The following is a 22,785-nucleotide window of genomic DNA, read 5'->3' as shown; positions in this document are numbered from 1 at the left end:
ATCTCAGAAATTTATGGGATTACGAAAATTTCAGCCACAGACGAATGGCACGAGTTAGTTTCTCTTTGCCCTCCTCGTTTTCCAATGCCGACTGGCCGCATTCCTCGATGTATCGCGTGATGACGCTCAGGCCCACTTGATCCAGCGCCGCCCGTGCGGCCATGAATTGTGTAATGAGATCGCCACAATCGCGGTCCTCAGCGATCATCCGCTGCAAACCGCGAATCTGGCCCTCGATACGGCGTAGACGGTTAGTGATTTCCTCTTTCTGCGCATCCATCACGAAGGGCCTCCTTCGGCCATATACCCCCCCGGGGTACATCTATAGTATACCCCATTTCCGTCCATTTGTCAAATCCAGTTTTGACAATTTGCACGGATTTATATATGCTTAGCGCCGTAAGGTTCAGGCGGCCCAACACCGGCCCATCGAAACAGTATCTTTTCCAAAGGAGCAGAACATGGCATCGCGGCTGTATGCAGACAGTTCCAAGTGTTCGGGGTGCCAGGCCTGCCTGTTGGCCTGCTCTCTCTGCACCTTCGGCGAGAACAACCCCAAAAAGGCCTCATTGGCCATCATCCCACATTTCCCCGACCCAGGCAATTACGAAGTCAAAGTCTGCACCCAGTGCGGCGAGTGTGCCGACGTCTGCCCAAGCGGGGCCATCCTCCAGAACGAGCGCGGCGCCTATTATGTCAACGCAGATCTATGCGACCAGTGCTTGGCGTGCGTGGATGCGTGCCCCGAGGGCGTGATGATGACCCATCCCGCGCTGGAATCGCCTTTCAAGTGCAACCTCTGCGGTGAATGCGTCGAGTTTTGTGGGATGAACGCACTTTGGATTGGCGAATGATCGGACATCTAGGAGGCGAGAATCAATGAACGGATACGGCGGCAAGATCCTCCGTGTGAACCTGAGCACCAAAGCGATCCAGAGTGAGCCTCTCGACCCCAAGATGGCACAGCAATACCTGGGGGGCCGAGGCTTCGGTGCATACCTGCTCTACACTGAGGTCCCCAAGGGGACGGACCCCCTGAGTCCAGCCAATAAACTCATCATCTCTGCTGGCCCATTGTCCGGAATGCTGGTCCCTGGAGCAGGTAAACTAGATATCACTACCAAGTCTCCTCTCACTGGGGGCTATGCCAGCGCCAGTGTGGGCGGGCACTTCTGCGGCGAGATGAAATACGCTGGCTACGACAGCATTATCCTCGAGGGCGCATCTGAAACGCCAGTCTACATCGTCATAGACGATGACAAGGTCGAGATCCGGGATGCGACGGATCTGTGGGGCCAGGGCGCTATCACCGTGGAGACGGTGTTGAAAAAGAGACTCGGGGAGCCCTTTCAAATCCTGGTTATCGGCCCGGCAGGTGAGAACGGTGTGAAATACGCTTGCATCGGTCACGACTTCGGTCGCCAGGCTGGGCGCGGCGGGGTAGGCACGGTGATGGGTGCGAAGAAGGTGAAAGCCATCGCCGTGCGCGGCACCAAGGGCATACCAGTCGCCGATCTAGAGGCATTCAGGGAACTCTCGAAGAAGATGTACGCCGATTGCAAGGCAGCAAAGGGTCTGGAAGTATGGCAAAGGTATGGCACCGCCGGCGTAACCTCGTGGTCCAATGAGATAGGAGCCTTCCCCACCCGCAATTTCCAGTCTGGCGCGTTGGAGGACAGCGCAAACCTGAGCGGCGAGGTTATGCGCCAGGCCATTGTGGTCACCGACAAGGGATGCAAGGGTTGCCCTAGCCCATGTGGCAAGTGGTCGCACAGCAAGAAGTACGGCATCCGTGTGGAGGGCCCAGAATACGAGACCACCGCCCTGCTCGGCGGCGATGTGGGACTGGGGAACATTGAGGATGTGGCCTATGCCAACTATTTGGCCGATGAACTGGGGATCGATTCTATCTCCGGTGGAAACGTGATCGCCTTCGCCATGGAGTGTTTCGAGCGCGGCATTATCGGCCTGGCCGATACAGGCGGGATTGATCTTCGCTTCGGCAACGCCGAGGCTGTGTACGCCATGCTCCGGCAGATCGCTAAGCGCGAGGGCCTCGGCGCAGTGCTGGCGGAGGGGGTCAAACACGCGGCGCAGGTCTTCGGCGGCGATAGTGCGAACTTCGCCATCCACGTGAAGGGCATGGAGTGGAGCGGATACGAGTCTCGCGATGCACCATCCATGCTTCTGTCCTACATGACTGCCGACGTGGGTGCACATCATAACCGCTCCTGGTCCATCACCTACGATCTGCAAGTAGGCCGCAAGAAGATCACACCCGACAAAGCAGCCAAAGTGATTGAGTTGCAGCACATCCGCCCATTGTTCGACTGTTTGGGTGCATGTCGCCTGCAGTGGGTGGAATTAAGCCTCAGTCTGGACCACTACGCACCCATCCTTCAGGCCATCACCGGCGAAGACCGTTCCTGGCAAGACTTGATGAAGATTTCGGAGCGGGTGTGGAACCTGACCCGGGCCTACTGGATCCGTGAGGTAGAGGGCTTCGGTCGCGAATGGGACTACCCACCACCACGTATATGGCTGGATGAAGTGAGCAGCGGGCCCACAAAAGGTGCCTTCATCAGCCGTGAAAACATCGAGAAACTGCTGGATATGTATTATGAGCAGCGCGGCTGGGACCGCAACGGCATCCCGACGGAAGAGAAATTGGACGAACTGGGCCTGAGCGATCTGGTGCAGATATGAGCCACCTACTTTTCTGAGGAACACAGAGGGGTTGAGTGCCAAAGAGTAGGGGCTCAACCCCTCTGTGCTCTAGGAGCGTGAAGGAATGAGTGTGGAAATCATCCCAGTTGGATTGCTCAAGCGGTACGTGCAAAGCGATGAGTTGCCCATTCGTCAGGATGCGGCAGGAAAAACGATCGCTGCACTCCTCAATGAACTGGGGCTACCACCGTCTGTCGTAGCCATCGCGTTGGTCAATGGTCGGCAGGTGGAAAAAAGTTACACGCTGGCAGATGGTGATATCGTGAAACTAGTCCCCATTGTCGGCGGGGGATGAGGAACATCCAACAGAGTGAACGGCAAAGTTGCCATTTCAGACAAGGAGGATATATGGTCACAGCCATTAAGACGAGGGTGAAAAAACTGAGGGTTCCTGGCCCGAAGGCCAAAGCGTACGTAGAACGGGACGCAGCGGTAATCTCGCCCTCGTACACCCGTACCTATCCTTTTGTAATGGATCACGGCCAGGGTTCGGAAGTATGGGATGTGGATGGGGTCCGCTACTTGGATTTCACTGCCGGCATCGCCGTCACCGCCACCGGCCACTGCCATCCGGCCGTGGTCAAGGCCATCCAGGAGCAGGCAGAGAAGTTCATCCACATGTCAGGCACGGATTTCTACTACCCGGTGCAGATCGAGTTGGCGGAGAAACTCACCAGCCTAATCCCCGGCGATGAGCCCATGCAGGTCTTCTTCACCAACTCCGGCACCGAGAGCGTAGAGGCAGCGATCAAGTTGGCGCGCTATCACACCGGTTGCCCGCGTCTGATCGCATTTGTGGGTGCATTCCACGGCCGGAGCATGGGGTCCCTCTCGCTGACCGCATCGAAATACGTGCAGCGTGAAGGCTTCGCCCCCCTGGTCCCAGGTGTCACCCACGTGCCGTTCGGATACTGCTACCGTTGCGCTTACAAGATGGAATATCCCAAATGCGATGTTTACTGCGTGAAGTTCATCGAGGAGCAAGTGCTGGCACGATACGTTCCCGCCTCTGAGGTAGCGGCGCTCTTTGTGGAACCAATCCAAGGTGAAGGCGGCTATGTTGTCCCACCCCCGCTCTACTTCATCCGCCTCAAAGAACTGTGCGACAAGTACGACATCCTCTTTGTGGACGACGAGATCCAGGCTGGCATGGGTCGCACGGGGAAGTGGTGGGCCATTGAGCACTGGGGAGTGGAGCCCGATATTGTAACCATCGCCAAGGGCATTGCATCGGGCATGCCTTTGGGAGTGATGGCCGCTCGACGGAGTCTGATGACCTGGCCACCTGGAGCACATGGCAATACCTTTGGAGGAAATCCCATTTCTTGCGCTGCGGCACTGGCCACCATCCGTCTAATTGAGGAGGAAGACTATCTGGGCAATGCCGAGCGCATGGGCAAGTATATGCTGGAGAACCTGCGCCGGATGCAAGCCGATCATCCCTCGATGGGCGATGTGCGGGGGTTGGGACTGATGATCGGCGTGGAGATCGTGAAAGACAAAGCCACGAGAGAACCTGTGCCGGATCTACGCAATGCGGTGGTGCAGGGCAGTTTCGAGCGCGGCCTGCTCATCTTGGGCTGTGGACCGACCAGTCTCCGTTTCATGCCCGCCCTGAATGTCACCCAAGATGCAGTGGATGAAGCCCTGGTCATCTTCGAGGACGCGCTGACCGAGGCGGAAGAGACAGTTTAATCGCCCCCGTTAAGATAGGAAAAGAGAAAGGGCTGGGATGGTCCCAGCCCTTTCCTTAATTAGTTCCTTGTTCAACGGATATCCACGCTGCTGACCGCGGCTTTCAGGTCGATCTCCACCCGGTTTCTGGCTGTGGCGAAATTCACGGTTTCGTAGCCTTCCTTAGTCCTGAGGAAGCGCGAACTATCCACGCGCACGTTGACTAGACCAGCAGTGTTTATCCGTGCTCCGACGCCCTCTGGCACCCGCAGCTGCCACTCTGCCGCTGCGCCATTGAGGTCGGCCCTCACCGTCCCGCGCTCCGGGAAAGTAATGATCACTGTACCCGCAGCGACGTTGACATCCAGATTTGTAACTTGGAGTTCATGCAAGTCCAGGTTCACTCTGCCCGCACCCGCGTTCACGCGGAGGGCGAGCGGTATCTCGGATGTGAACTGCAGATCCCAGATATCACCCGTCTTGGAGCCCGGCAACCAGAAGAGTCGTCCTTGGCGACCACTTCGCAGATAGAATTGCGCCTGGCCTCCCGAGACCACGAGAGACTTTTGTGGCTCGCCCGAATCGGGTCCGTAATCCACCCGACCCGTTACCAGATTGGGAGAGTCCATCAGCGCTGCCACCTTCAGTTCCCCCGCGTCTATACTCAGTTCCACACGGGCCGAAGTGGCCCCAGCCATCTCTTCGGCGATGACCAGTGACCCCGCCGCTGTGCTAATGGGCCGCTGCCCCCAGACCAACGACAGCCCGATCACGCCGAGTACCACCGTTAACGTGACAGCGATCATCAGCAAATAAACGATCGGGCTGCGCAAGCGACTGACGATGATCTCCAGTCCAGCCAGGATGAGCAGGACTGGCCAGAACCGCCACAGAGAAGCCCAGATCCCCCAGGAAAGGTATCCCAACGTATTGAGTAATAGGAGAACACCTACCACGATCAGGATAATGGGCCCTACGATCCCCGGATAGCGACGTTCCTCTTTCATAATGATTTCCTCCCCAGACTTCGGATTAGCAAGACCACGCCAGCGATGATCAATAACAGTGGCCATAGCCGCCCGAGTTGAAACCAGGCGAATAGCCCCAGATTGTTGGCCAGCATAGCGAGCCCAAGCAGAACCAAAATTGCCCCGAGCAGGATGATGCGCTGTGAAGATGCCTCGGTCTGCTCACCCCGCAACATGGCTCCCACGTCGCTCCCGAACTGTTGAACCTCCTCGACCACTTCGCGCACGTTGTCGCGCACGGTGGTACCCCGGTCGGCCTCCTCCTTGCCCTCCTCCGGTATGAGAACCCACAGGAGGATGTACACAGCCACCGCCCACTGGCCCAGGATAGCCCAGAGAACGAAGACCAACCGCACCAGAGCCGGATCAATCCCGAAATAATCGCCCAGACCAGCGCAAACGCCAGCAATGATGCGTTTTGAACGACGGCGGACTAACCTGTTCACGATGTTCTCCTCCTAGTATTATACTACGTGATCCAAGACTTGCCCATTCTCCACAGTAGTCAATACGCAAAGGGGCGACAATGGTTGCGGGCATCAGCCCCGCCCGAACTGCCGTTCCAATTGCGCGGAGGAAAGGCGGATGACCGTCGGGCGACCGTGGGGACAGGTATAGGGCAACGCTGTCTCCTCCAGTTGGCGGACCAGGTCGCGCATCTCTTCGATAGAGAGCACCTGCCCAGCCCTGACTGCACTATGGCAGACGATCGTGGCCAGTGCTCTATCCTGCCAGCGCGGGAGATAGGGAGTCTCCTCGCCCTCGTCCAGCATCTCAGCCAGTGCGCTGGTGATGTCCGCTTTGCTGAGAGAGGCCGGTATGGCGCGCAATAGATACGTGTCACCGCCAAAAGGCTCCAGGTCAAAGCCCAAGGCAGCGAGCGCCTCGCGATTTTCCTCCATCACCATAGATTGCTGGGGGGTCAATTCCACCAGCATGGGCTCCAGGAGCGTTTGGCGAACCACTTGATGGGCAGCCTGTTCTGCGCTCAATTTCTCGTATAGCACTCGCTCGTGGGCGGCGTGTTGGTCTATTAGATACATGCCCTCGGGGCCTTCGGCGACGATATACGTGCGGTGTAACTGCCCTAAGACCCGCAGGGCAGGCAGGTAAAGAGAAAATGGGATGGGAGGTTCGGGTGCCCAAACTTCATCGCGGGGCGCTTTTTCTCCTGACACATCCTTAGTACGCTGGATCTCTATCCCCAATTGACCGACATCACCTGGCTCTCGTGACGACAGTGGGCGCAGGCTGATCGGACGGCGTCGCCGCCCCCAATCCACAGGTGTGGTTTGCTCGAGGGGAGCACCAACCGAAGGGAGGGGAGCCCCCTCTACCAGCGCCCTGCGCACTGCGCGCTGCACAGCGGCGAAAACGCGCCGAGCATCTCGGAAGCGTACCTCGCGCTTTGTGGGGTGGACGTTCACGTCCACGTCTTCCGGTCTGACGATAATGTGCACGACGGCCACAGGGTGTTGTCCCACAGGCATCAGGCTATGGTATGCCTGCTCCACCGCCCAGAGCAGGGAGCGATCCTGGATCCAACGCCGGTTCACGAAGAATGTGATGTAACTGGTGTTGGAGCGGGTGAGGGTCGGTGCGCTAACGTAACCGGATACGAGAACGCCATCTTCCTCGGTGGGGGGCACTTCGAGCATTTGCTGTGCCATTTGCAGCCCCAAAACCTTGACCAGGACATCGTAGGCAGAGCCCCCCGTAGTCTGCAAAACGACCCGACCCTCACGCGTCAGGCGGAAACGGATTTCAGGATAAGCCAGGGCATATTTCGACACCAGGTCGGTGATGTGCTTGGCCTCGGTGTTTTCGCCACGCAGGAATTTGAGACGGGCGGGCGTGTTGCGGAAGAGGTTTTCCACGGTGACAATGGTGCCAGGCGTTGCGCCATGCCCCTGTTGTCGCACGATCTCACCACCTTCGAGGCGAATGAGCGTGCCCACCTCTTCGCCAGTGTAGCGAGTGATCAGCGTTACATCGGCAACGGCAGCGATGCTCGCCAGAGCCTCGCCGCGGAAGCCTAGCGTACGGATGCGCTCTAGGTCTTCTGCTGTTTCCAGTTTGCTTGTAGAATGCCGGGCGAAGGCGAGGGCCACTTCAGCCGCTGGTATACCGGAGCCGTTATCCGACACGCGGATGAGGCGCTGGCCGCCTCGGACGAACTCCACATCTATCTCCGTGGCAGCCGCGTCAATCGCATTCTCAATCAGTTCTTTGACCACCGAGGCTGGGCGCTCAACCACTTCCCCGGCAGCGATTTTGGCCGCCACCTGGGGCGGCAATACCCGAATCGCCATTTATTCTCCTACGTCTATTTTACTCCAAATTGGACATTTGGGTGAACGAAGGTTGACTCGCACACCAAGCGTATAGCGCTCCTATGCGCCAAGTTGACGAGAAAACAGTCTTCTGCTACAATAGCACTTAGTTAGAAACAAACATGGGGGCGCCGCCAAGGGCCCATCCCTTCAACGGCGAAAGGATTGCGAATGCTGCAGGTCACAAAAAGAGTTCTCCTGAAGCGCGTTCGTCGCCAGAACTCTCCAGACCACCTGCTTGTTCAAGGCAAGGGGCGCTGATGATCGTCAGCGAGATAGCCCCTTGCCTTTTATGTTTGGGCGAATAGCAGCAATTACCGAAATCCACTGAAGGAGGTCTGCATGAAAGAGGTGGTTATCGTAGCGGGCGTGCGCACGCCTATCGGCGCTCATGGGGGAGCGTTCAAGGAAGTCACGGCCCAAGAATTGGCCGCCACTGCCTTTCGGGGCGTGCTTGCCAAAAGCGGTCTCGACCCCGGCCTGATTGACGATGTCATCCTGGGTTGTATCGGCCAATATTCGGATGCGCCGAACATCGGTCGCGTGGCCGCGTTGATGGCGGGCGTGCCAGCGCGCATCACAGGCTACACGGTGCAGCGCAACTGTGTCTCCGGGATGGTGGCCATCACCAACGCCTATCAGGCCATCCAGGCCGGAGATGGGGAAATCTTTCTGGTCGGCGGGACGGAGAGCATGAGCACCGCTCCCTATACGGTCCGTGGTGCCCGCTGGGGGTTAAAACTGCGACACACCACGTTCATTGACACCCTATGGGAAGGGTTGACCGACCCGGTGTGTGGCCAGATTATGGGCTACACTGCCGAGAACCTGGCCATGATGTACGGCATCACCCGTGAGGAGCAGGACCAGTTCGCCGTCAACAGCCACAAGAAGGCATTCATGGCCACCCGGACGGGAAAATTCCGCGAGGAGATCGTACCAGTCCCCGTCACCAAGAAGGTGGCCGGACAGGAGGTAGCACGGGAGGAGATCATCCAGGACGAGTGTATCAATCCCACACTCTCTGTGCAGAAGGCTGCGCTCTACCCCACTGTTTTCAAGAAGAACGGCACAGTAACACCGGCAAATGCCTGCCCTATCTCCGATGGCGCTGCAGCCATGGTGGTCATGACCGCGGGCAAGGCCCGAGAATTGGGCTTCGAGCCTCTGGCGTACATCCGCTCTTACGCGTACGCCGCTGTGCCCCCGGAGATCATGGGCATCGGGCCCACCCGGTCGGTGCCCAAGGCCCTGAAGCGCGCCGGCCTGAAATTGACCGACATCGAACTCATCGAGTTGAACGAGGCTTTCGCTGCCCAATCCCTGGCCGTGGGCCGGGAACTGGAGAAAGATGGCTGGGATTGGAACAAAGTCAATGTCAACGGCGGCGCGATCGCATTAGGCCACCCAGTGGGTTGTACAGGTACGCGCATCACCGTCACGCTGCTGTATGAGATGATCCGCCGAGGTCTTTCCCTGGGACTGGCCACCGCGTGCGTGGGCGGTGGTATGGGCGGTACGATCATTATCGAGCGCAAGTAGGAGGGAGAATGTGATGGACCCGAAAAGCAAAGAGGCATTCGAGGCCAAGGGCCGCCAGGTGTACGAGAAGATCAAAGCGCAGTTGGAGAAAAACAGCCCCGGCGAAATTGTGGCCATCGAGCCAGAGAGCGGGGAATATTTCGTCGGCAAAACGTTGGGCCAGGCCAATGACCTCGCGTTCGCTAAATATCCTGACAAGTGGATGTATTTCGTGCGCATCGGCTCGCCCGAGGCGGCGATCGCCCTTCAAACTTGGTAAGGTGTTCAAACCCACAGAGGAGGTGAGGAGATGTTTATTTTCAAGGCGGCAGTGGTAGGTGCCGGGGCCATGGGCGGGGGCATTGCCCAGGTCATCAGTTACTCGGGCTTACCCGTGGTACTGAAGGACATTGACCAGCAGGCTTTGGATAAAGGCATGGAGACTGTACGCAGTATCTACCAGAGCCGCGTGGATAAGGGCAAGATGAGTCCTGGCGAGATGCAATCGAAACTAGATTTGGTGACACCGACGCTCACCTACGACGAGTTCGGAGATGTGGACATTGTCATCGAAGCCGTGCCTGAGAACATGAAGATCAAGCAGGCTGTGTTCGCCGAACTGGATAAGGTGTGCCACCCCGATGCCATTTTCGCTTCGAATACATCGGCCCTTTCCATCAGCGAGATGGCCTCGGCCACCAATCGCCCACACAAGGTGATTGGTCTGCATTTCTTCAACCCGGCGCACGTGATGAAACTGGTGGAGATCATCCCCGGCGAGAAGACCGACCAAGATACTATTGACACAGTGCAACAATTCGCCCAGGAATTGCGGAAAATCCCAGTCATCGTAAAGGAATGTCCCGGTTTCCTGGTCAACCGCTTGCTGATGCCTTATCTGAACGAAGCGGTGATCGCCCTGCAGGAGGGTGCTGCGCCGGCAAGCGAGATTGATGAGGCGATGAGGAACTTTGGTTGGCCGATGGGGCCCTTCCAGCTGATGGACATGTTAGGCATTGATGTGTGCTATCATGTCGGCAAGTACCTGGCATCGAAGTATGGTGACCGGATGGAAGCAGCAGTCCTATTCGAGGAACTATTCCAGTCCGGACGCTACGGAGAGAAGACTGGAGCGGGCTTCTACGGGTATGGTGATCAGACCGACGAGCCGGTGAAGGAAATGATCCGGAAGTTGCAGGCCGAGGGGAAGGTCAAGACCGGGACCGAATTCAGCGTGGATCGACTGATGATGCCGCTCATCAACGAGGCGGCCCTGTGTGTAACGGAGGGTATCGCGAATGTAAACGATATTGACATGGCCTGCATCGCCGGCATCGGTATGGCTGTGCGCAAAGGCAACGAGTTGGTGCGCATGGGTCCGCTGGAGTACGCCGATGAGATCGGCCTGGATGTGGTGTTGAAGAAGCTGGAAGAACTGGAAGCGAAATACGGCAGGAGATTTGCCCCAGCAGATCTGCTGCGACGGAAGGTCGCTGCGGGAGAGACGGGCAAAAAAGCCGGCCGGGGGTTCAAAGAATACACTGTTTGATAAGGGGAGCGCGTGGCTTCCCATCTCGCATTGTCTCAAAAGAAAGGAGAACAATCATGGGCGACTATCAATATGTGCACGTAACCATTGAGGAACGCACGGCGATCCTCACTCTCGATCACCCGCCAGCCAATGCCTTTGACAGCCAAACTGTGCGGGACCTGAATGCTGCTTTCGATGAGGTAACGGCCAACGATCAGGTGAAAGTGATCATCATCACTGGAGCAGGGCAATTCTTCTGCGCAGGGGCCGACATCAACGAGATCAATGTGGTCAAAGGGTATGAAGATGGCAAAGAGAAGGCGTGGGCAGGGCATCAACTGTTCCGCAAGATCGAAAACAGCAAGAAGCCCGTCATCGCCGCCATCAACGGGCGCTTTGCGCTGGGCGGCGGGAATGAGTTAGCGATGGCCTGCCACATCCGCTACGCAGAGGACAGCGTCCAGTTCGGCCAACCAGAAACCAACTTAGGCATTATGCCCGGCTGGGGTGGCACGCAGCGTTTGCCACGCCTGATTGGCAAGGGCAAGGCCCTCGAACTCCTCTTGACCGGCACCAACATCACGGCACAAGAGGCATTCCGCTTGGGTCTGGTAGACAAGGTCGTGCCCGTCGGCTCGGTAGTCCGAGAGGCCACTCGCCTGGCGAAGGTCATCGCCTCCAAAAGCGCTAAGGTCAATGCGGCCATCTTAGAGTCAGTGACCAAGGGGTTAGACCTGCCGCTCGATGAGGCCTTGCCATTGGAGGCAGACTTATTCGGCAAATTGTGTGAAACCGAGGACATGCGCGAGGGTGTAGGCGCATTTCTCCAGAAGCGAAAACCGACGTTCAAGGATAAGTAATCCCGCCTAAGGCGTGCAAGTAACCGGTTCGGAGAGCATCCGGTTGCTTGCACGCGCTCTCGACTATGGAGTCAGGAGGCAGAAGATATGGATTTCACCTTTCCAAAAGAATACGAACTCCTGCGCCGTATGATCCGCGAGTTCGCTCAGAAAGAAGTGGCCCCTATCGCCGAAGAGATTGACCGCGACGAGCGGGTGCCATGGGAGGTTATCAAGAAAGCCGGCAAGTTGGGTCTGATGGGCGTGCCCTTCCCTCAAAAATACGGTGGTGCAGGCGCAGGAGAGATCGGCTACTGCATCTTGATGGAAGAACTGAACAAAGTCTGCGGTTCCACTGCCACCATCATCGGCGCGCATACCGGTATCGGGGCTATGGCGATCTATCTGGATGGCACCGAGGAACAGAAACAGAAATATCTGGTGCCCTTGGCCAGGGGCGAAAAGATCGCTGCTTTCGCCCTCACTGAGGCCAACGCCGGTTCCGATGCAGCCGCCATCCAGACGCGGGCGATACGGGATGGAGATTACTTCATTCTGAATGGCTCTAAGATCTGGATCACCAACGGCGATATCGCCGATGTGATAACGGTTTTCGCCGTCACCGATCCAGCGCTGGGCGCACGTGGCGGAGTGACCGCCTTCATCGTCGAGAAGGAGTTCCCCGGGTTCAAGACCGGACACAAAGAGGAGAAGATGGGTATCCGTGGCTCGTCCACAGCGGAGATCATCTTCGAGGACTGCCGCGTGCCCAAAGAAAATGTGCTGGGCCAGTTTGGGGCAGGGTTCTTAACGGCGATGAAAACGCTCGATGTGGGACGCATTAGTTTAGGTGCGGGCTGCCTGGGCGCGGCGGATGCTGCTCTCCAGATGTGCTTGGAGTTCGCGAAGAGCCGCTACCAGTTCGGTGAACCCATCGCTACCAAGCAGGCGATCCAATGGATGATTGCGGATATGGCCATCGAGATCGAGGCTCTGCGTTCACTCGTCTATCGCACAGCGTGGATGATGGACACCGGCCAAATGGGGCGCGAATTCACCACTATGGCCGCTATGTGCAAGGTTTACGGTTCTGAGGTAGCCTGTCGGGCCGCAGACGTGGCCGTCCAGATCCATGGCGGTATGGGCTATATGAAAAAATACCCCGTCGAGCGCATGTACCGCGATGCCCGCATCACCCGCATCTTCGAGGGCACCAATGAGATCAACCGCGAGGTCATCGCTCGTAACTTGTTCCGCCGCGTCGGACTGAGGCTACGCTGAGGGTTAGGGAGGAAGGCAGATGAAGATCATTGTCACTATCAAACAGGTGCCAGACACCCATGAGGTGCGCTTGGATCCAGTGAAAGGAACGCTCATCCGAGAGGGTGTGCCCAGCATCATCAACCCGGAGGACAAGAACGCCATCGAAGAGGCGCTCAAACTCAAGGAAAGCCGAGGGGCGGAGGTCATCGTCATTTCGATGGGGCCACCGCAGGCTGATGAGGCGCTGCGCGAAGCATTGGCAATGGGCGTGGATCAGGCGATTCTCATCTCAGACCCAGCCTTCGCGGGAGCGGATACCTGGGCCACCGCCACTACACTGGGTTTGGCGGTCCGAAAGATCGGTGACTACGACTTGGTCTTGGCTGGCCGACAGGCCATTGACGGCGATACCGCCCAGGTGGGCCCCCAGTTAGCCGAGTACCTGGGCATACCGCAGATCACCTACGTTCGCAAATTGGAGATCGAAGACAACAAGGTGAAGGCCGAGCGTGCGTTAGAGGACGGCTATGAGGTCATCGAAACAGACCTACCAGCACTGCTCACCATCACCAAAGAGGCCAATAAGCCTCGCTACCCGTCTGCGCCGGGCATTATCAGTGCCTACCGGGAGCGCGAAGTAATCGTTTGGGGAGCCGATGACTTAGATGCCGACCGCGACAAGGTGGGCCTGAAAGGTTCGCCTACGCAGGTGAAGCGCAGTTTCACACCACCACCCAAAGAACCCGGCGAAGTCATCCAGGGCTCACCGCAGGAACTGGCGAAGGAGTTCGTCGCTCGCCTGAAGAGCAAGAACATCATCTGATCGCCAATCTTGTCGAAGGAACGGGGGTGAAAAGAGAAGGTAAACCGATCATGGTCTTGGGCAGAGCGGCGGCCATTGGGGCATCGCTCGCCCTACAGATGTTAGGTGCACACTGGGTGAAGGCAGAAGGCCCTGCTCGTGGCTGGATCGCTCCTATCCGCATAACAACCCGTGCCCATGTGCTCGGTGGAACACAATTGCTCTATGACTCACAAACCGGCGATGTACATGTCTTCTGGTGCGATAATCTCTCTGGCACAACGGCCATCGCATACCGCCGCTGGATAGCAGAGTCGCAAATGTGGACCCCTACGCAGAATCTGTCGTCGTCCCCTTGGTCCAGCCTTTCGCCGAGCGCTTGTCTCGAAGCAGATGGGACCATGCATCTGGTATGGTGTCAGATATATGCCGCCAGCGAAGGTGCGCCAGCCGATGGCACCGATATCCTCTACCGTCGCTATGAGAGAGGCTATTGGTCAGAGGCCCAGGTCATACATCACGACCCATTTTATCTCACCGGGGGCTATCAGCTCGTGCTCCTGAAAGCCCAAGATAGGCTCTACGCCTTTGCCAGCCATGGCCTTGCTTCCTCGTACATGTACCAACAGGATGGCATGTGGACCGATATGGCACCTTGGGACTACCGCATAAGCGTATACACGGGTGCTGTGGAGGGCGATACTATTCACCTGGCTGGATTTGGCCTTAACAGTAGCCAGTGGATGTATGACCGATACTTCGTAGATGCCTATTACACCCGCTTTGATGGGCAAAATTTCAGCGAGCCAGTGAACATCTCCTCCGTTGACGGCGTAGCCCAGGATGTAGCCCTTGCCATAGATGGGAGCGGGCAGGTGCACCTCGTGTGGACGGACACGGGAAGCCCCTTCTCATCGGAGTCGCAGGGTTCAGCGCTCTACGAGCGGGTGTGGGCAGGGGGAGAGTGGGGGCCGAATCTGCCCATTTCCACACCCAACCCTAACCAAGCGGTGCGCGACGTCGAGTTAGTATCTGATGAAGCAGGTGGTTTGCATTTGGCTTGGAGCGAAGGTCTCCTCGAGCAGATGAGAGCGATTGCTGTTAACCTCCATTATGCGCATAATGATGGGCGAGGTTGGGGGAGTGAGGAGGTAATCCTGCCCTCAGAAACGAGCCGGGAGAACCTGGCATTGGATGCAACCGCCAGTGAAGTTTATCTCACTTGGATGGAGGGGGAAACACCCCCCGAACAAGCCCTTTACTTTAGCACAACCGATCCATCTGTTTACGACACGCCGCTATATCCGGTTTACCTTCCCTGGGCGACACGCCCGGAAGGACTATGAAAACATGACGTTTTTGCTCAAGAGGGTGAACGTAGTATGAGACCGGCAGTGATTGTCGCCGCCGCGCGGACGCCTTTTGGCCGTTTCGGTGGGGCGCTGCGCCCGCTGTCGGCAGTGGAACTGGGTGCTCTCGCCATCCGCGAGGTGACGAAGCGAGCCGCGCTCTCAGGCGACGAGGTGGATGAGGTGATTTTGGGCAATGCCGCCAGCGCAGGACTGGGCCAAGTCCCCGCACGCCAGGCTGCTTTGCGTGCTGGGTTGTCAGAGAAGGTGCGCTGCATCGGCGTGGACAAGGCATGCGTGGCGGCAATGGTGGCTATGCGCTGGGCGTGGTGGCTAGTCGCCCACGAAGAGGCAGAGGTAGTCATTGCCGGGGGCATGGAGAGCATGAGCAATGTGCCCTATATCTTGCCACAGGCCCGCTGGGGCTACCGCCTGGGCCACGCCCCGTTGGTGGACGCACTCACCGCCGCTCTCACCTGCCCCATCTCCGGAAAACACATGGGCATCTTCGCCAGCGAGGTAGCCTTAGAGCACGGCATCGATCGCAAGCAACAAGACCTGTGGGCGCTGCGCAGCCATATGCGCTATCAGGAAGCACTCCAAGCGGGCAAGTGGAAAGACGAGGTCTTCGCAGTGGAGGTACCAGACAAGAAGGGCACAGTCATTGTCACCACCGATGAGCAACCTCGTGCTGATACCTCTTACGAGAAATTGGCCGCCCTCCCACCAGCCTTCGAGGAGCAGGGCACTGTCACCGCAGGCAATGCCCCTGGCCTGAATGATGGGGCAGCGATGGTGGTTATTATGTCCGCGAATAAGGCTCGTGAGCGAGGACTCGAACCGTTGGCCCGTATCCTGGCTATCGGGCAGGCTTCCGCTGCGCCGCGGCTGATCAACGTCGTCCCCGCATTAGCAGCGGAGGATGCGCTGGCACGAGCCCGGCTGGACAAAAAGAACATCGTACTATGGGAGATCAACGAAGCATTCGCTGCCACCACCCTCACGGCTATCAAGATATTAGGGATTGATCCCGAGAAGGTGAATGTGAATGGCGGGTCGGTAGCCATTGGCCACCCGGTAGGGGCAACAGGAGCCCGCATCCTGATGACGCTGGTATATGAGTTGCGCCGCCGTGGTGGCGGATTAGGCCTGGCCGCCATCTGCGGAGCAGGAGCGCAGGGCGAAGCCATGCTGGTCGCAACTTAACGGAGCATTTGGTCAGGGATCTCATGAAACGCGCTCTACGATACGCAGTCTTTGATCTGGATAACACGCTTTATCCGCCCGATTCCAAGATGATGGAGGTCCTCGGCCGTCGTATCCAGCAATATATGACTGACCGCGTGGGCCTGCCAAGGGAACTGGTGCGCCCATTGCGCGACCGCTATTTCGAACAGTATGGGACAACTTTGAGCGGGCTGATTGCGGAACACCACGTTGACGCGCAGGAATACTTGGCTTTCGTACACGATTTTCCGGTTGAGGAAATGATCTGCCCTAACCCCGAGTTAGACGCCGCATTGGACTCCACAAATCTGGAGAAGGTGGTCTTCACCAATGCTTCTGCTCAGCACGCCTGGCGAGTGCTGCGGGCATTGGGCATCGAACGACATTTCACGCGCGTCTTCGATGTAGTGGCGATGGAATATGTCAGCAAGCCGGCACTGCAAGTGTACCTTCGTCTATTGGAGAGACTGCCTGCGCGGGGCGGAGAGTGTATCCTATTCGAAGATTCCATCCGTAATTTAAGGCCAGCGGCCAGGCTGGGCATGGTCACTGTTCTGGTAGGCGAGGGCAGCGAAGGCGAAGAGGTGGACTTTGTAGTGCCCTCCATCACCGATATTGGCCCTCTTTTCAAGCATCTGGAGGCCAACGGATGGATTGCTGGCGACGGAGCGCAGGGGCGATGAACAAGGTCATCGCACTGTCCGAGGCTGTGGCGCTTTTGCGGTCCGGCGAAACATTGGCTTTAGGCGGGATGAACCTGTACCGCAAGCCTGTTGCCTTCGTCCGCGAAGTAATCCGGCAGCGGATCGGTAAACTGACCCTCGTGAGCCTGGCCGCCAGTTACGAGAGCGATCTGTTAGTGGGAGCGGGTCTGATATCGGCAGTGCGAACCTGTTACTTTGGGTTGGAGGGGTTTGGCTTGGCCCCGATGTTCACAGCCCTGGCGGGCAAAGGAGGGGTACGCGTCATCGAGGAATCAGAAGCCAGTCTGGCTTACGGCCTGCGGGCGGCAGCAGCGGGGGTCGGTTTCATGCCCGGACAGGGTTGGCTGGGCACCGATTGCCTGCGTGTCCGGCCAGATGTGAAACTGGTAACTGACCCATACTCTGGTGAACAGGTGGTTGCTTTCCCCGCCATTCGCCCTGATGTGGCCGTTATCCACGCTCGCGAGGCTGACCACTGGGGCAATGCAGCCTTCGTCGGCAACAGGGCCTTGGATTGGCAGTTGGCTTTCGCCGCCGAAAAGGTGGTCGTCACCGCCGAACGAGTGGTGGCGCGTCTGGATCGGCTGGCTGACGTCCCCGGGGTGCGTGTGAGCGCAGTGGTGGAGGCGCCGCGGGGAGCATGGCCGACTTCGTGCTATCCAGAGTACCCCCTGGACGGAAGAGAGATACTGCGCTACGTTGAGATGTGTCAGGCCGGGCGATTCGAAAATTATCTGCGCGAATTTTTGGAACGGAACCCGTGACTATAGCGAAGGATTTCACCATTGACGAACTGATATGCGTCTGTATCGCCCGCCAGATTGAGGATGGCGAGATGGTAGTGCAGGGCATTGCCACTCCCTTGGTCGCCGCCGGTTATCTATTGGCAAAGCGCACCCACGCGCCGAACCTGGTCATGGCCTCTGCCATAGGTGGTACTATCTGCCAGGATTGGGCGCCCCTTTCACTGACCCGAGTGGAAGAACTGTGGCTGGGCAACGCAGTGGCCACACTCGACTTCGACGAGATATGTCACGCTCTCCTGCCCCAGGTGCAACCGAAGGAATTCTTCCGCCCGGCGCAGATTGATCCTCACGGCAACTTCAATAATGTCGTCATTGGCGACTATACCGCGCCCCTCGTGCGGTTGCCTGGTAGTGGGGGCATCTGCGATGTAACCGTTTTCTCGCGACGGGTGTATCTGTATGTACCGCGACATTCGCCGCGGGTGTTCGTGGAGAAAGTGGACTTTGTGAGTGGGCTTGGCGTGCCGGAGACACCAGGACGCCGGCCAGGGCCTCGTTATCTGGTGAGCGACCTAGGCACTTTCGACTTTGTGGGCGGGCGGATGCGCTTGATCTCACATCATCCGGGTGTCTCCGTCGCCGACATCGAGGCTCGCACGGGCTTCGAGTTAGCCTACGCACCACAGGTGGTCGAGACGCCCCCTCCCAGCGCCGAGGAAGTGCGCCTCCTTCGCGAGGAAATTGACCCCCTGGGCGTGCGTACCCTGGAGTGCCTCAGCGGAGAAGCCCGCCGAGTCAAACTCCGCGAGATCATCGAAGGAGAGCAAGGAGGGTAATCTCATGGCACCGAACTTATCACGCTTTGACGGAAAGGTAACCACAATTTGGGATACGAAGTATGCCCAGCGAACGGTAGGAATGAGTAGTTCCATCATTCGGGAAACGTTAAAACTCACCCAGCGACCGGATATCATCTCTTTCGCCGGGGGCTTGCCCGCGCCAGAACTATTCCCTGTCCGCGAGTTCCAAGAAGCCTGCCGCTATGTCTTGGAACACGATGGGCCAACCGCCCTCCAGTATAGCGTAACGGAGGGCTATCCCCCGTTGAAGGAGTACCTCTGCGAGAAAATGCAGAAATACGGCGTGCCAGCCGAACCCCCGAATGTGCTGATCACCAACGGCTCGCAGCAGGCCCTGGACCTCATCGGCAAGATTTTCATTGACCCCGGCGACTACGTGATCGCCGGGCGCCCCACATACCTGGGCGCAATACAAGCCTGGAATGCTTATGAGGCCCGTTATGTCACCATCCCGCTGGACGATGATGGGATGCAGGTGGATCTACTCGAAGATGCGCTGAAAAGTCATCCCATCAAGTTCATTTACATCCTGCCTAATTTCCACAACCCTGCTGGAGTTACATTGTCTCTGGAACGGCGGATGAAACTCGTGGAGATGGCTGCTAAGTATGGAGTGTTCATCGTAGAGGACGACCCGTATGGAGATTTACGGTTCGAGGGCGAGGATATCACTCCTATCGTGGTCTTGCACAAGGAGAACACCCTCTACCTCAGCACTTTCTCCAAGACGCTCGCCCCTGGCATCCGCCTGGGCTGGATCGTAGCCCCAGAGGCGATCATCGCCAAACTCGTGTTGGCCAAGCAAGGAGCAGACTTGCATACCAGCACGTTCACCCAAATGATCGTCAATGACATCTGCCAGCGCGGGTTCGTGCGCCAACACGTCAAGCAGATTCGGGAAGTGTACCGCAAGCGACGCGATGTGATGTTGGCGGCAATGGAGAAGTACTTCCCCGAAGGAGTCACTTGGACGCGCCCTCAGGGCGGTCTTTTCCTCTGGATACGTTTGCCCCCAGGGGTAGATTGTCTGGAACTGCTGAAGGTCGCAATTGAAGAAAAGGTGGCCTTCATCCCCGGCACAGCCTTCTATCCTGATGGAGCGGGGCGCGACGCCTTCCGACTGAACTTTTCGAATGCAAGCCCAGAGATGATTGAGGAGGGCATCCAGCGGTTAGGCAAGGCTATCAAACGCCAGATGGCAACCGCATCTGTCGGCGTTGCAACACATAAGGATTAACTAACAGGCGAAGGAGGAAACATGGAACTGCGCGTCATCGAAGAAAAGTGCACTGGCTGTGGCGCTTGCGAGGCAGCCTGCCCCTTTGGAGCCATCGCGGTGCAGAACGGAAAGGCCAAGGTCTTCGACATCTGTGTGGATTGCGGAGCCTGTGTGGACGCCTGTCCGGAGGGTGCACTGGTACTGGGAGTGGTGGTCGAGGGCGCGGTGCGACCCGAGGATTACCGCAATATCTGGGTCTTCGCCGAGCAACGCGATGGGCAACTAACCAAAGTGGTCCCGCAGTTGCTCTCCAAGGCCCGTGACTTGGCCGACCACCTGGGTGTGCAGGTAGGCGCGGTGCTCTTGGGTCACCAAGTGGAGGGATTGGCCCAGCCACTTATCTGGCACGGAGCGGATGTGGTGTATGTGGCCGACCACCCCGAACTGGCCCATTACCGCACGGACCCCTACGCCAAGGTCATCGCCGACCTGATCCAAGAGAAGAAGCCGGAGATCATGCTGTTCGGCGCTACCACTATCGGGCGTGACTTGGCCCCGCGCATCTCGCAGCGCATCACCACTGGACTGACTGCGGATTGCACCGGCTTGGACATTGACGACGCGGAGCGGCTCCTGCTCCAGACCCGCCCAGCCTTCGGCGGAAACATCATGGCCACCATTGTCTGCCCACGGCATCGTCCCCAGATGGCCACGGTCCGCCCCGGTGTGATGGTCGCACGCCCACCAGATAACACCCGCACGGGCACAGTGGAGAAGATAGATGTGGATCTGAGCCCAGATGATATCCGAACGAAGGTGGTAGAGGCGGTAAAGGAAGTGCGCCGCCGAGTGAACCTGGAGGAAGCCAAGATCATCGTCTCGGGTGGCCGGGGGCTCGGCGGACCAGAGGGCTTCAAACTGATCGAGGAACTGGCAAACGCACTGGGTGGTGAATGCGGCGCCTCCCGTGCGGCGGTGGATGCTGGCTGGATTGATTCGGATCATCAGGTCGGACAGACGGGCAAAACAGTGCACCCTGACCTCTATGTTGCCTGTGGCATCTCCGGGGCTATCCAGCACCAAGCGGGAATGAAGGAGTCCAAATACATTATCGCCATCAACAAAGACCCGAATGCCCCCATTTTCCAGATCGCCGACCTGGGACTAGTTGGCGACCTGTATAAGATCATCCCGGAGATCTTGAAGGAACTGAAGGCCGCTGGCGCAGGAAGCAAGATATAAACCGCGGGATGATGGCCCGATGGGAAAAGAAAAGAGAATCGTCGAGTCAGAAATCCGCGTCCGGTATGCGGAAACGGATGCGATGGGCATCGTCTATCACACGAACTACATCATCTGGTTCGAGGTAGGACGAGGCGATTACTTCCGAACTGTGAATAACGAATCGTTCGCGGAGTGGGAGGCGAGGGGCATCAATTTTCCGCTTTCGGAAGTCTATGCGCGCTATCATGCTCCAGCCCGCTACGGTGATCTGGTACGGGTGCGCACCTGGGTGGAGGAGGTGCGCAGCCGGGGCATGACCTTCGGCTACGAGATCGTGGATGCGGCGGGAAAGACGCTGGTGACGGGATACACTGTGCACCTATGCGTGAACCACGAGGGCCGAGTGTGTCGCCTTCCGCCGGACCTTGCCACCGCTATGGGAGGAGCCTAAGACATGGCATACGTGGTTTCGTCGGAAGTGCGAGTCCGCTATGCGGAGACCGATGCCCAGGGCGTCGTGTACTACGCCAATTACTTCGTCTGGTTTGAAGTGGCGCGCGTCAACTACTTCCGTGACCTGGGCCTGCAGTATGCGGACATAGAACGAACGGGGATCGGCTTTGTCATCGCGGAGGCTTCATGCACGTACCACGCCCCCGCCCACTTCGATGAGGTGTTGACTATACGCACCTGGGCGGAGGATCTGGGCAGATCCAGTTTCGCCCTGGTCTATGAAGTATTGAATGCCGAGACGGGACAACTCCTTGCCACCGGGCGCACTGTACAAGTGTTCGTGAACATGCGCGAGGGTGGCCGCCCCGTCCCCATCCCAGAGCGCGTACGTCAAGAACTAGAGCAACGCCTCTGATGATGCGTAGCGAGGACCACATACCACCATGATCACTGTAACCGAAATCGAGGGCGTGCACCGCATCCTCATGGCACGCGCGATTGCCGGACACCCGCTCTATTTCACGGCGGCGTATTGGGTGGATGGCCTGCTCATTGATACCGGCTGTGCCCACACCGCACTAGAACTATCGAGCGCCATGGCGGGGGTGCCCATCGCGCAGATAGTGAATACCCACGACCACGAAGATCACATCGGCGGTAACGCTCAGTTGCAGCGGACGCGTGGCGTGCGCATATTCGCGCATCCAGAGACGCTGCCCATCTTGGAAAACCCGCGCCTGTTGCGATTGCAGCCCTACCGCATTCTCTTCTGGGGATGGCCACAGCCCTCATGTGGTGAACCTATCGGCGAGTGGGTGGAAACCGAGCACCATCGCTTCCAGATCATCCCCACGCCAGGTCACGCACCGGGGCACGTCTGTTTGTATGAACCCGATCGCAAGTGGCTTTTCTCCGGGGATTTGTATATCGGCGGCAAAGATCGGGTATTACGACTGGACTACAACGTCTACACCATCATTGCCTCGTTGAAAAAGATAGCCCAACTACCACTCACGCGTCTGTTCGCAGGTAGTGGAACGGTGCGCGACGATCCCGGCTCCGACATCCGCGAGAAAATCGAGTATCTGGAAGGATTGGGGGAGGAAATACGCCGGTTGCACAATTCCGGGATGAGTGTGGCCGCCATCCGAGATCGGCTCTTCGGATCGGAGTCGCTTATCCGCTACGTTACTTTGGGCCATTTCAGCAGTACAAATTTGATCCGATCTTATTTGGAGAACCAAAGCAGTACATCAGCGTGAAAAATAGCCTGTGAGGTAGGGCT

24 protein-coding genes are annotated in these 22,785 nt (G+C 57.9%); 20 read left to right on the top strand and 4 right to left on the bottom strand.

Annotated features, from left to right (window positions below; genetic code table 11):
• Positions 1-19: 19 nt before the first annotated feature.
• Positions 20-280, bottom strand: coding sequence for a metal-sensitive transcriptional regulator (locus tag H5T64_08200; protein ID MBC7264328.1), 261 nt, complete (start codon positions 278-280; stop codon positions 20-22).
• Positions 281-461: 181 nt separating this feature from the next.
• On the opposite strand from H5T64_08200, the gene H5T64_08195 reads away from it, so the two are divergent.
• The 4 genes from H5T64_08195 to H5T64_08180 all read left to right on the top strand — a co-directional run bounded on the left by H5T64_08195 (position 462) and on the right by H5T64_08180 (position 4,422).
• Entirely contained in the window at positions 462-854 is a 393-nt protein-coding gene (locus H5T64_08195) for a 4Fe-4S dicluster domain-containing protein (protein ID MBC7264327.1), read from the top strand.
• A 25-nt stretch (positions 855-879) separates the two neighbouring features.
• Positions 880-2,706: an aldehyde ferredoxin oxidoreductase family protein gene (locus H5T64_08190; GenBank protein ID MBC7264326.1), complete on the top strand. Its 1,827-nt coding sequence runs from the start codon at positions 880-882 to the stop codon at positions 2,704-2,706.
• An 85-nt stretch (positions 2,707-2,791) separates the two neighbouring features.
• The gene (locus tag H5T64_08185) at positions 2,792-3,022 is read left to right on the top strand and encodes a MoaD/ThiS family protein (protein MBC7264325.1); all 231 of its coding nucleotides are present in this window, start codon (positions 2,792-2,794) and stop codon (positions 3,020-3,022) included.
• 53 nt (positions 3,023-3,075) lie between these two features.
• The gene (locus H5T64_08180) at positions 3,076-4,422 is read left to right on the top strand and encodes an acetyl ornithine aminotransferase family protein (GenBank protein MBC7264324.1); all 1,347 of its coding nucleotides are present in this window, start codon (positions 3,076-3,078) and stop codon (positions 4,420-4,422) included.
• 71 nt (positions 4,423-4,493) lie between these two features.
• On the opposite strand, the gene H5T64_08175 is transcribed toward H5T64_08180, so the two are convergent.
• From H5T64_08175 to mutL, 3 genes are all read right to left on the bottom strand, one after another.
• Positions 4,494-5,408: a hypothetical protein gene (locus H5T64_08175; GenBank protein ID MBC7264323.1), complete on the bottom strand. Its 915-nt coding sequence runs from the start codon at positions 5,406-5,408 to the stop codon at positions 4,494-4,496.
• Positions 5,405-5,875 carry a PspC domain-containing protein gene (locus H5T64_08170; protein MBC7264322.1) on the bottom strand — a complete coding sequence of 157 codons (471 nt, stop codon included), beginning with the start codon at positions 5,873-5,875 and terminating at the stop codon, positions 5,405-5,407. The genes H5T64_08175 and H5T64_08170 overlap by 4 nt, the downstream gene beginning before the upstream one ends.
• A gap of 93 nt (positions 5,876-5,968) precedes the next feature.
• The gene (gene mutL / locus H5T64_08165; protein ID MBC7264321.1) at positions 5,969-7,741 is read right to left on the bottom strand and encodes a DNA mismatch repair endonuclease MutL; all 1,773 of its coding nucleotides are present in this window, start codon (positions 7,739-7,741) and stop codon (positions 5,969-5,971) included.
• A 363-nt stretch (positions 7,742-8,104) separates the two neighbouring features.
• Between mutL and H5T64_08160 the strand changes: the two genes are divergently transcribed.
• The 16 genes from H5T64_08160 (at position 8,105) to H5T64_08085 (ending at position 22,762) form a co-directional block, all read left to right on the top strand.
• On the top strand, positions 8,105-9,304 hold the full coding sequence (locus H5T64_08160; protein ID MBC7264320.1) for a thiolase family protein: 1,200 nt from the start codon (positions 8,105-8,107) through the stop codon (positions 9,302-9,304).
• A gap of 13 nt (positions 9,305-9,317) precedes the next feature.
• Entirely contained in the window at positions 9,318-9,563 is a 246-nt protein-coding gene (locus tag H5T64_08155) for a hypothetical protein (protein ID MBC7264319.1), read from the top strand.
• 30 nt (positions 9,564-9,593) lie between these two features.
• The gene (locus tag H5T64_08150; protein MBC7264318.1) at positions 9,594-10,832 is read left to right on the top strand and encodes a 3-hydroxyacyl-CoA dehydrogenase; all 1,239 of its coding nucleotides are present in this window, start codon (positions 9,594-9,596) and stop codon (positions 10,830-10,832) included.
• Between the two features lie 56 nt (positions 10,833-10,888).
• On the top strand, positions 10,889-11,674 hold the full coding sequence (locus H5T64_08145; GenBank protein ID MBC7264317.1) for an enoyl-CoA hydratase/isomerase family protein: 786 nt from the start codon (positions 10,889-10,891) through the stop codon (positions 11,672-11,674).
• Between the two features lie 87 nt (positions 11,675-11,761).
• Positions 11,762-12,934, top strand: a complete 1,173-nt coding sequence (locus H5T64_08140; protein MBC7264316.1) for an acyl-CoA dehydrogenase family protein — start codon at positions 11,762-11,764, stop codon at positions 12,932-12,934.
• A gap of 19 nt (positions 12,935-12,953) precedes the next feature.
• On the top strand, positions 12,954-13,739 hold the full coding sequence (locus tag H5T64_08135) for an electron transfer flavoprotein subunit beta/FixA family protein (GenBank protein MBC7264315.1): 786 nt from the start codon (positions 12,954-12,956) through the stop codon (positions 13,737-13,739).
• A 26-nt stretch (positions 13,740-13,765) separates the two neighbouring features.
• Positions 13,766-15,064 (top strand): hypothetical protein, encoded by a 1,299-nt coding sequence (locus H5T64_08130; protein ID MBC7264314.1) that lies wholly within the window; start codon positions 13,766-13,768, stop codon positions 15,062-15,064.
• 36 nt (positions 15,065-15,100) lie between these two features.
• Positions 15,101-16,273, top strand: a complete 1,173-nt coding sequence (locus H5T64_08125; protein MBC7264313.1) for a thiolase family protein — start codon at positions 15,101-15,103, stop codon at positions 16,271-16,273.
• 23 nt (positions 16,274-16,296) lie between these two features.
• Positions 16,297-16,977, top strand: coding sequence for a pyrimidine 5'-nucleotidase (locus H5T64_08120; protein ID MBC7264312.1), 681 nt, complete (start codon positions 16,297-16,299; stop codon positions 16,975-16,977).
• Complete coding sequence (locus H5T64_08115; GenBank protein MBC7264311.1) at positions 16,974-17,762, top strand: CoA transferase subunit A; 789 nt, start codon at positions 16,974-16,976, stop codon at positions 17,760-17,762. Before H5T64_08120 ends, H5T64_08115 begins: the two co-directional genes overlap by 4 nt.
• On the top strand, positions 17,759-18,580 hold the full coding sequence (locus tag H5T64_08110; GenBank protein ID MBC7264310.1) for a hypothetical protein: 822 nt from the start codon (positions 17,759-17,761) through the stop codon (positions 18,578-18,580). The genes H5T64_08115 and H5T64_08110 overlap by 4 nt, the downstream gene beginning before the upstream one ends.
• A gap of 4 nt (positions 18,581-18,584) precedes the next feature.
• A complete protein-coding gene (locus H5T64_08105; GenBank protein MBC7264309.1) occupies positions 18,585-19,841 on the top strand; it encodes a PLP-dependent aminotransferase family protein in 1,257 nt (418 codons plus the stop codon).
• 21 nt (positions 19,842-19,862) lie between these two features.
• Positions 19,863-21,065 carry an electron transfer flavoprotein subunit alpha gene (locus H5T64_08100; GenBank protein MBC7264308.1) on the top strand — a complete coding sequence of 401 codons (1,203 nt, stop codon included), beginning with the start codon at positions 19,863-19,865 and terminating at the stop codon, positions 21,063-21,065.
• Between the two features lie 19 nt (positions 21,066-21,084).
• Entirely contained in the window at positions 21,085-21,498 is a 414-nt protein-coding gene (locus H5T64_08095) for an acyl-CoA thioesterase (GenBank protein MBC7264307.1), read from the top strand.
• A gap of 3 nt (positions 21,499-21,501) precedes the next feature.
• Positions 21,502-21,915, top strand: coding sequence for an acyl-CoA thioesterase (locus H5T64_08090; GenBank protein MBC7264306.1), 414 nt, complete (start codon positions 21,502-21,504; stop codon positions 21,913-21,915).
• A gap of 28 nt (positions 21,916-21,943) precedes the next feature.
• Complete coding sequence (locus H5T64_08085; GenBank protein MBC7264305.1) at positions 21,944-22,762, top strand: MBL fold metallo-hydrolase; 819 nt, start codon at positions 21,944-21,946, stop codon at positions 22,760-22,762.
• Positions 22,763-22,785 lie beyond the last annotated feature (23 nt).

The organism is Chloroflexota bacterium, assembly GCA_014360825.1.
Lineage (GTDB): Bacteria > Chloroflexota > Anaerolineae > UBA2200 > JACIWT01 > JACIWT01.
Note: the sequence above shows the minus strand (reverse complement) of the source record. Positions and strands in the feature narration are given on the sequence as shown.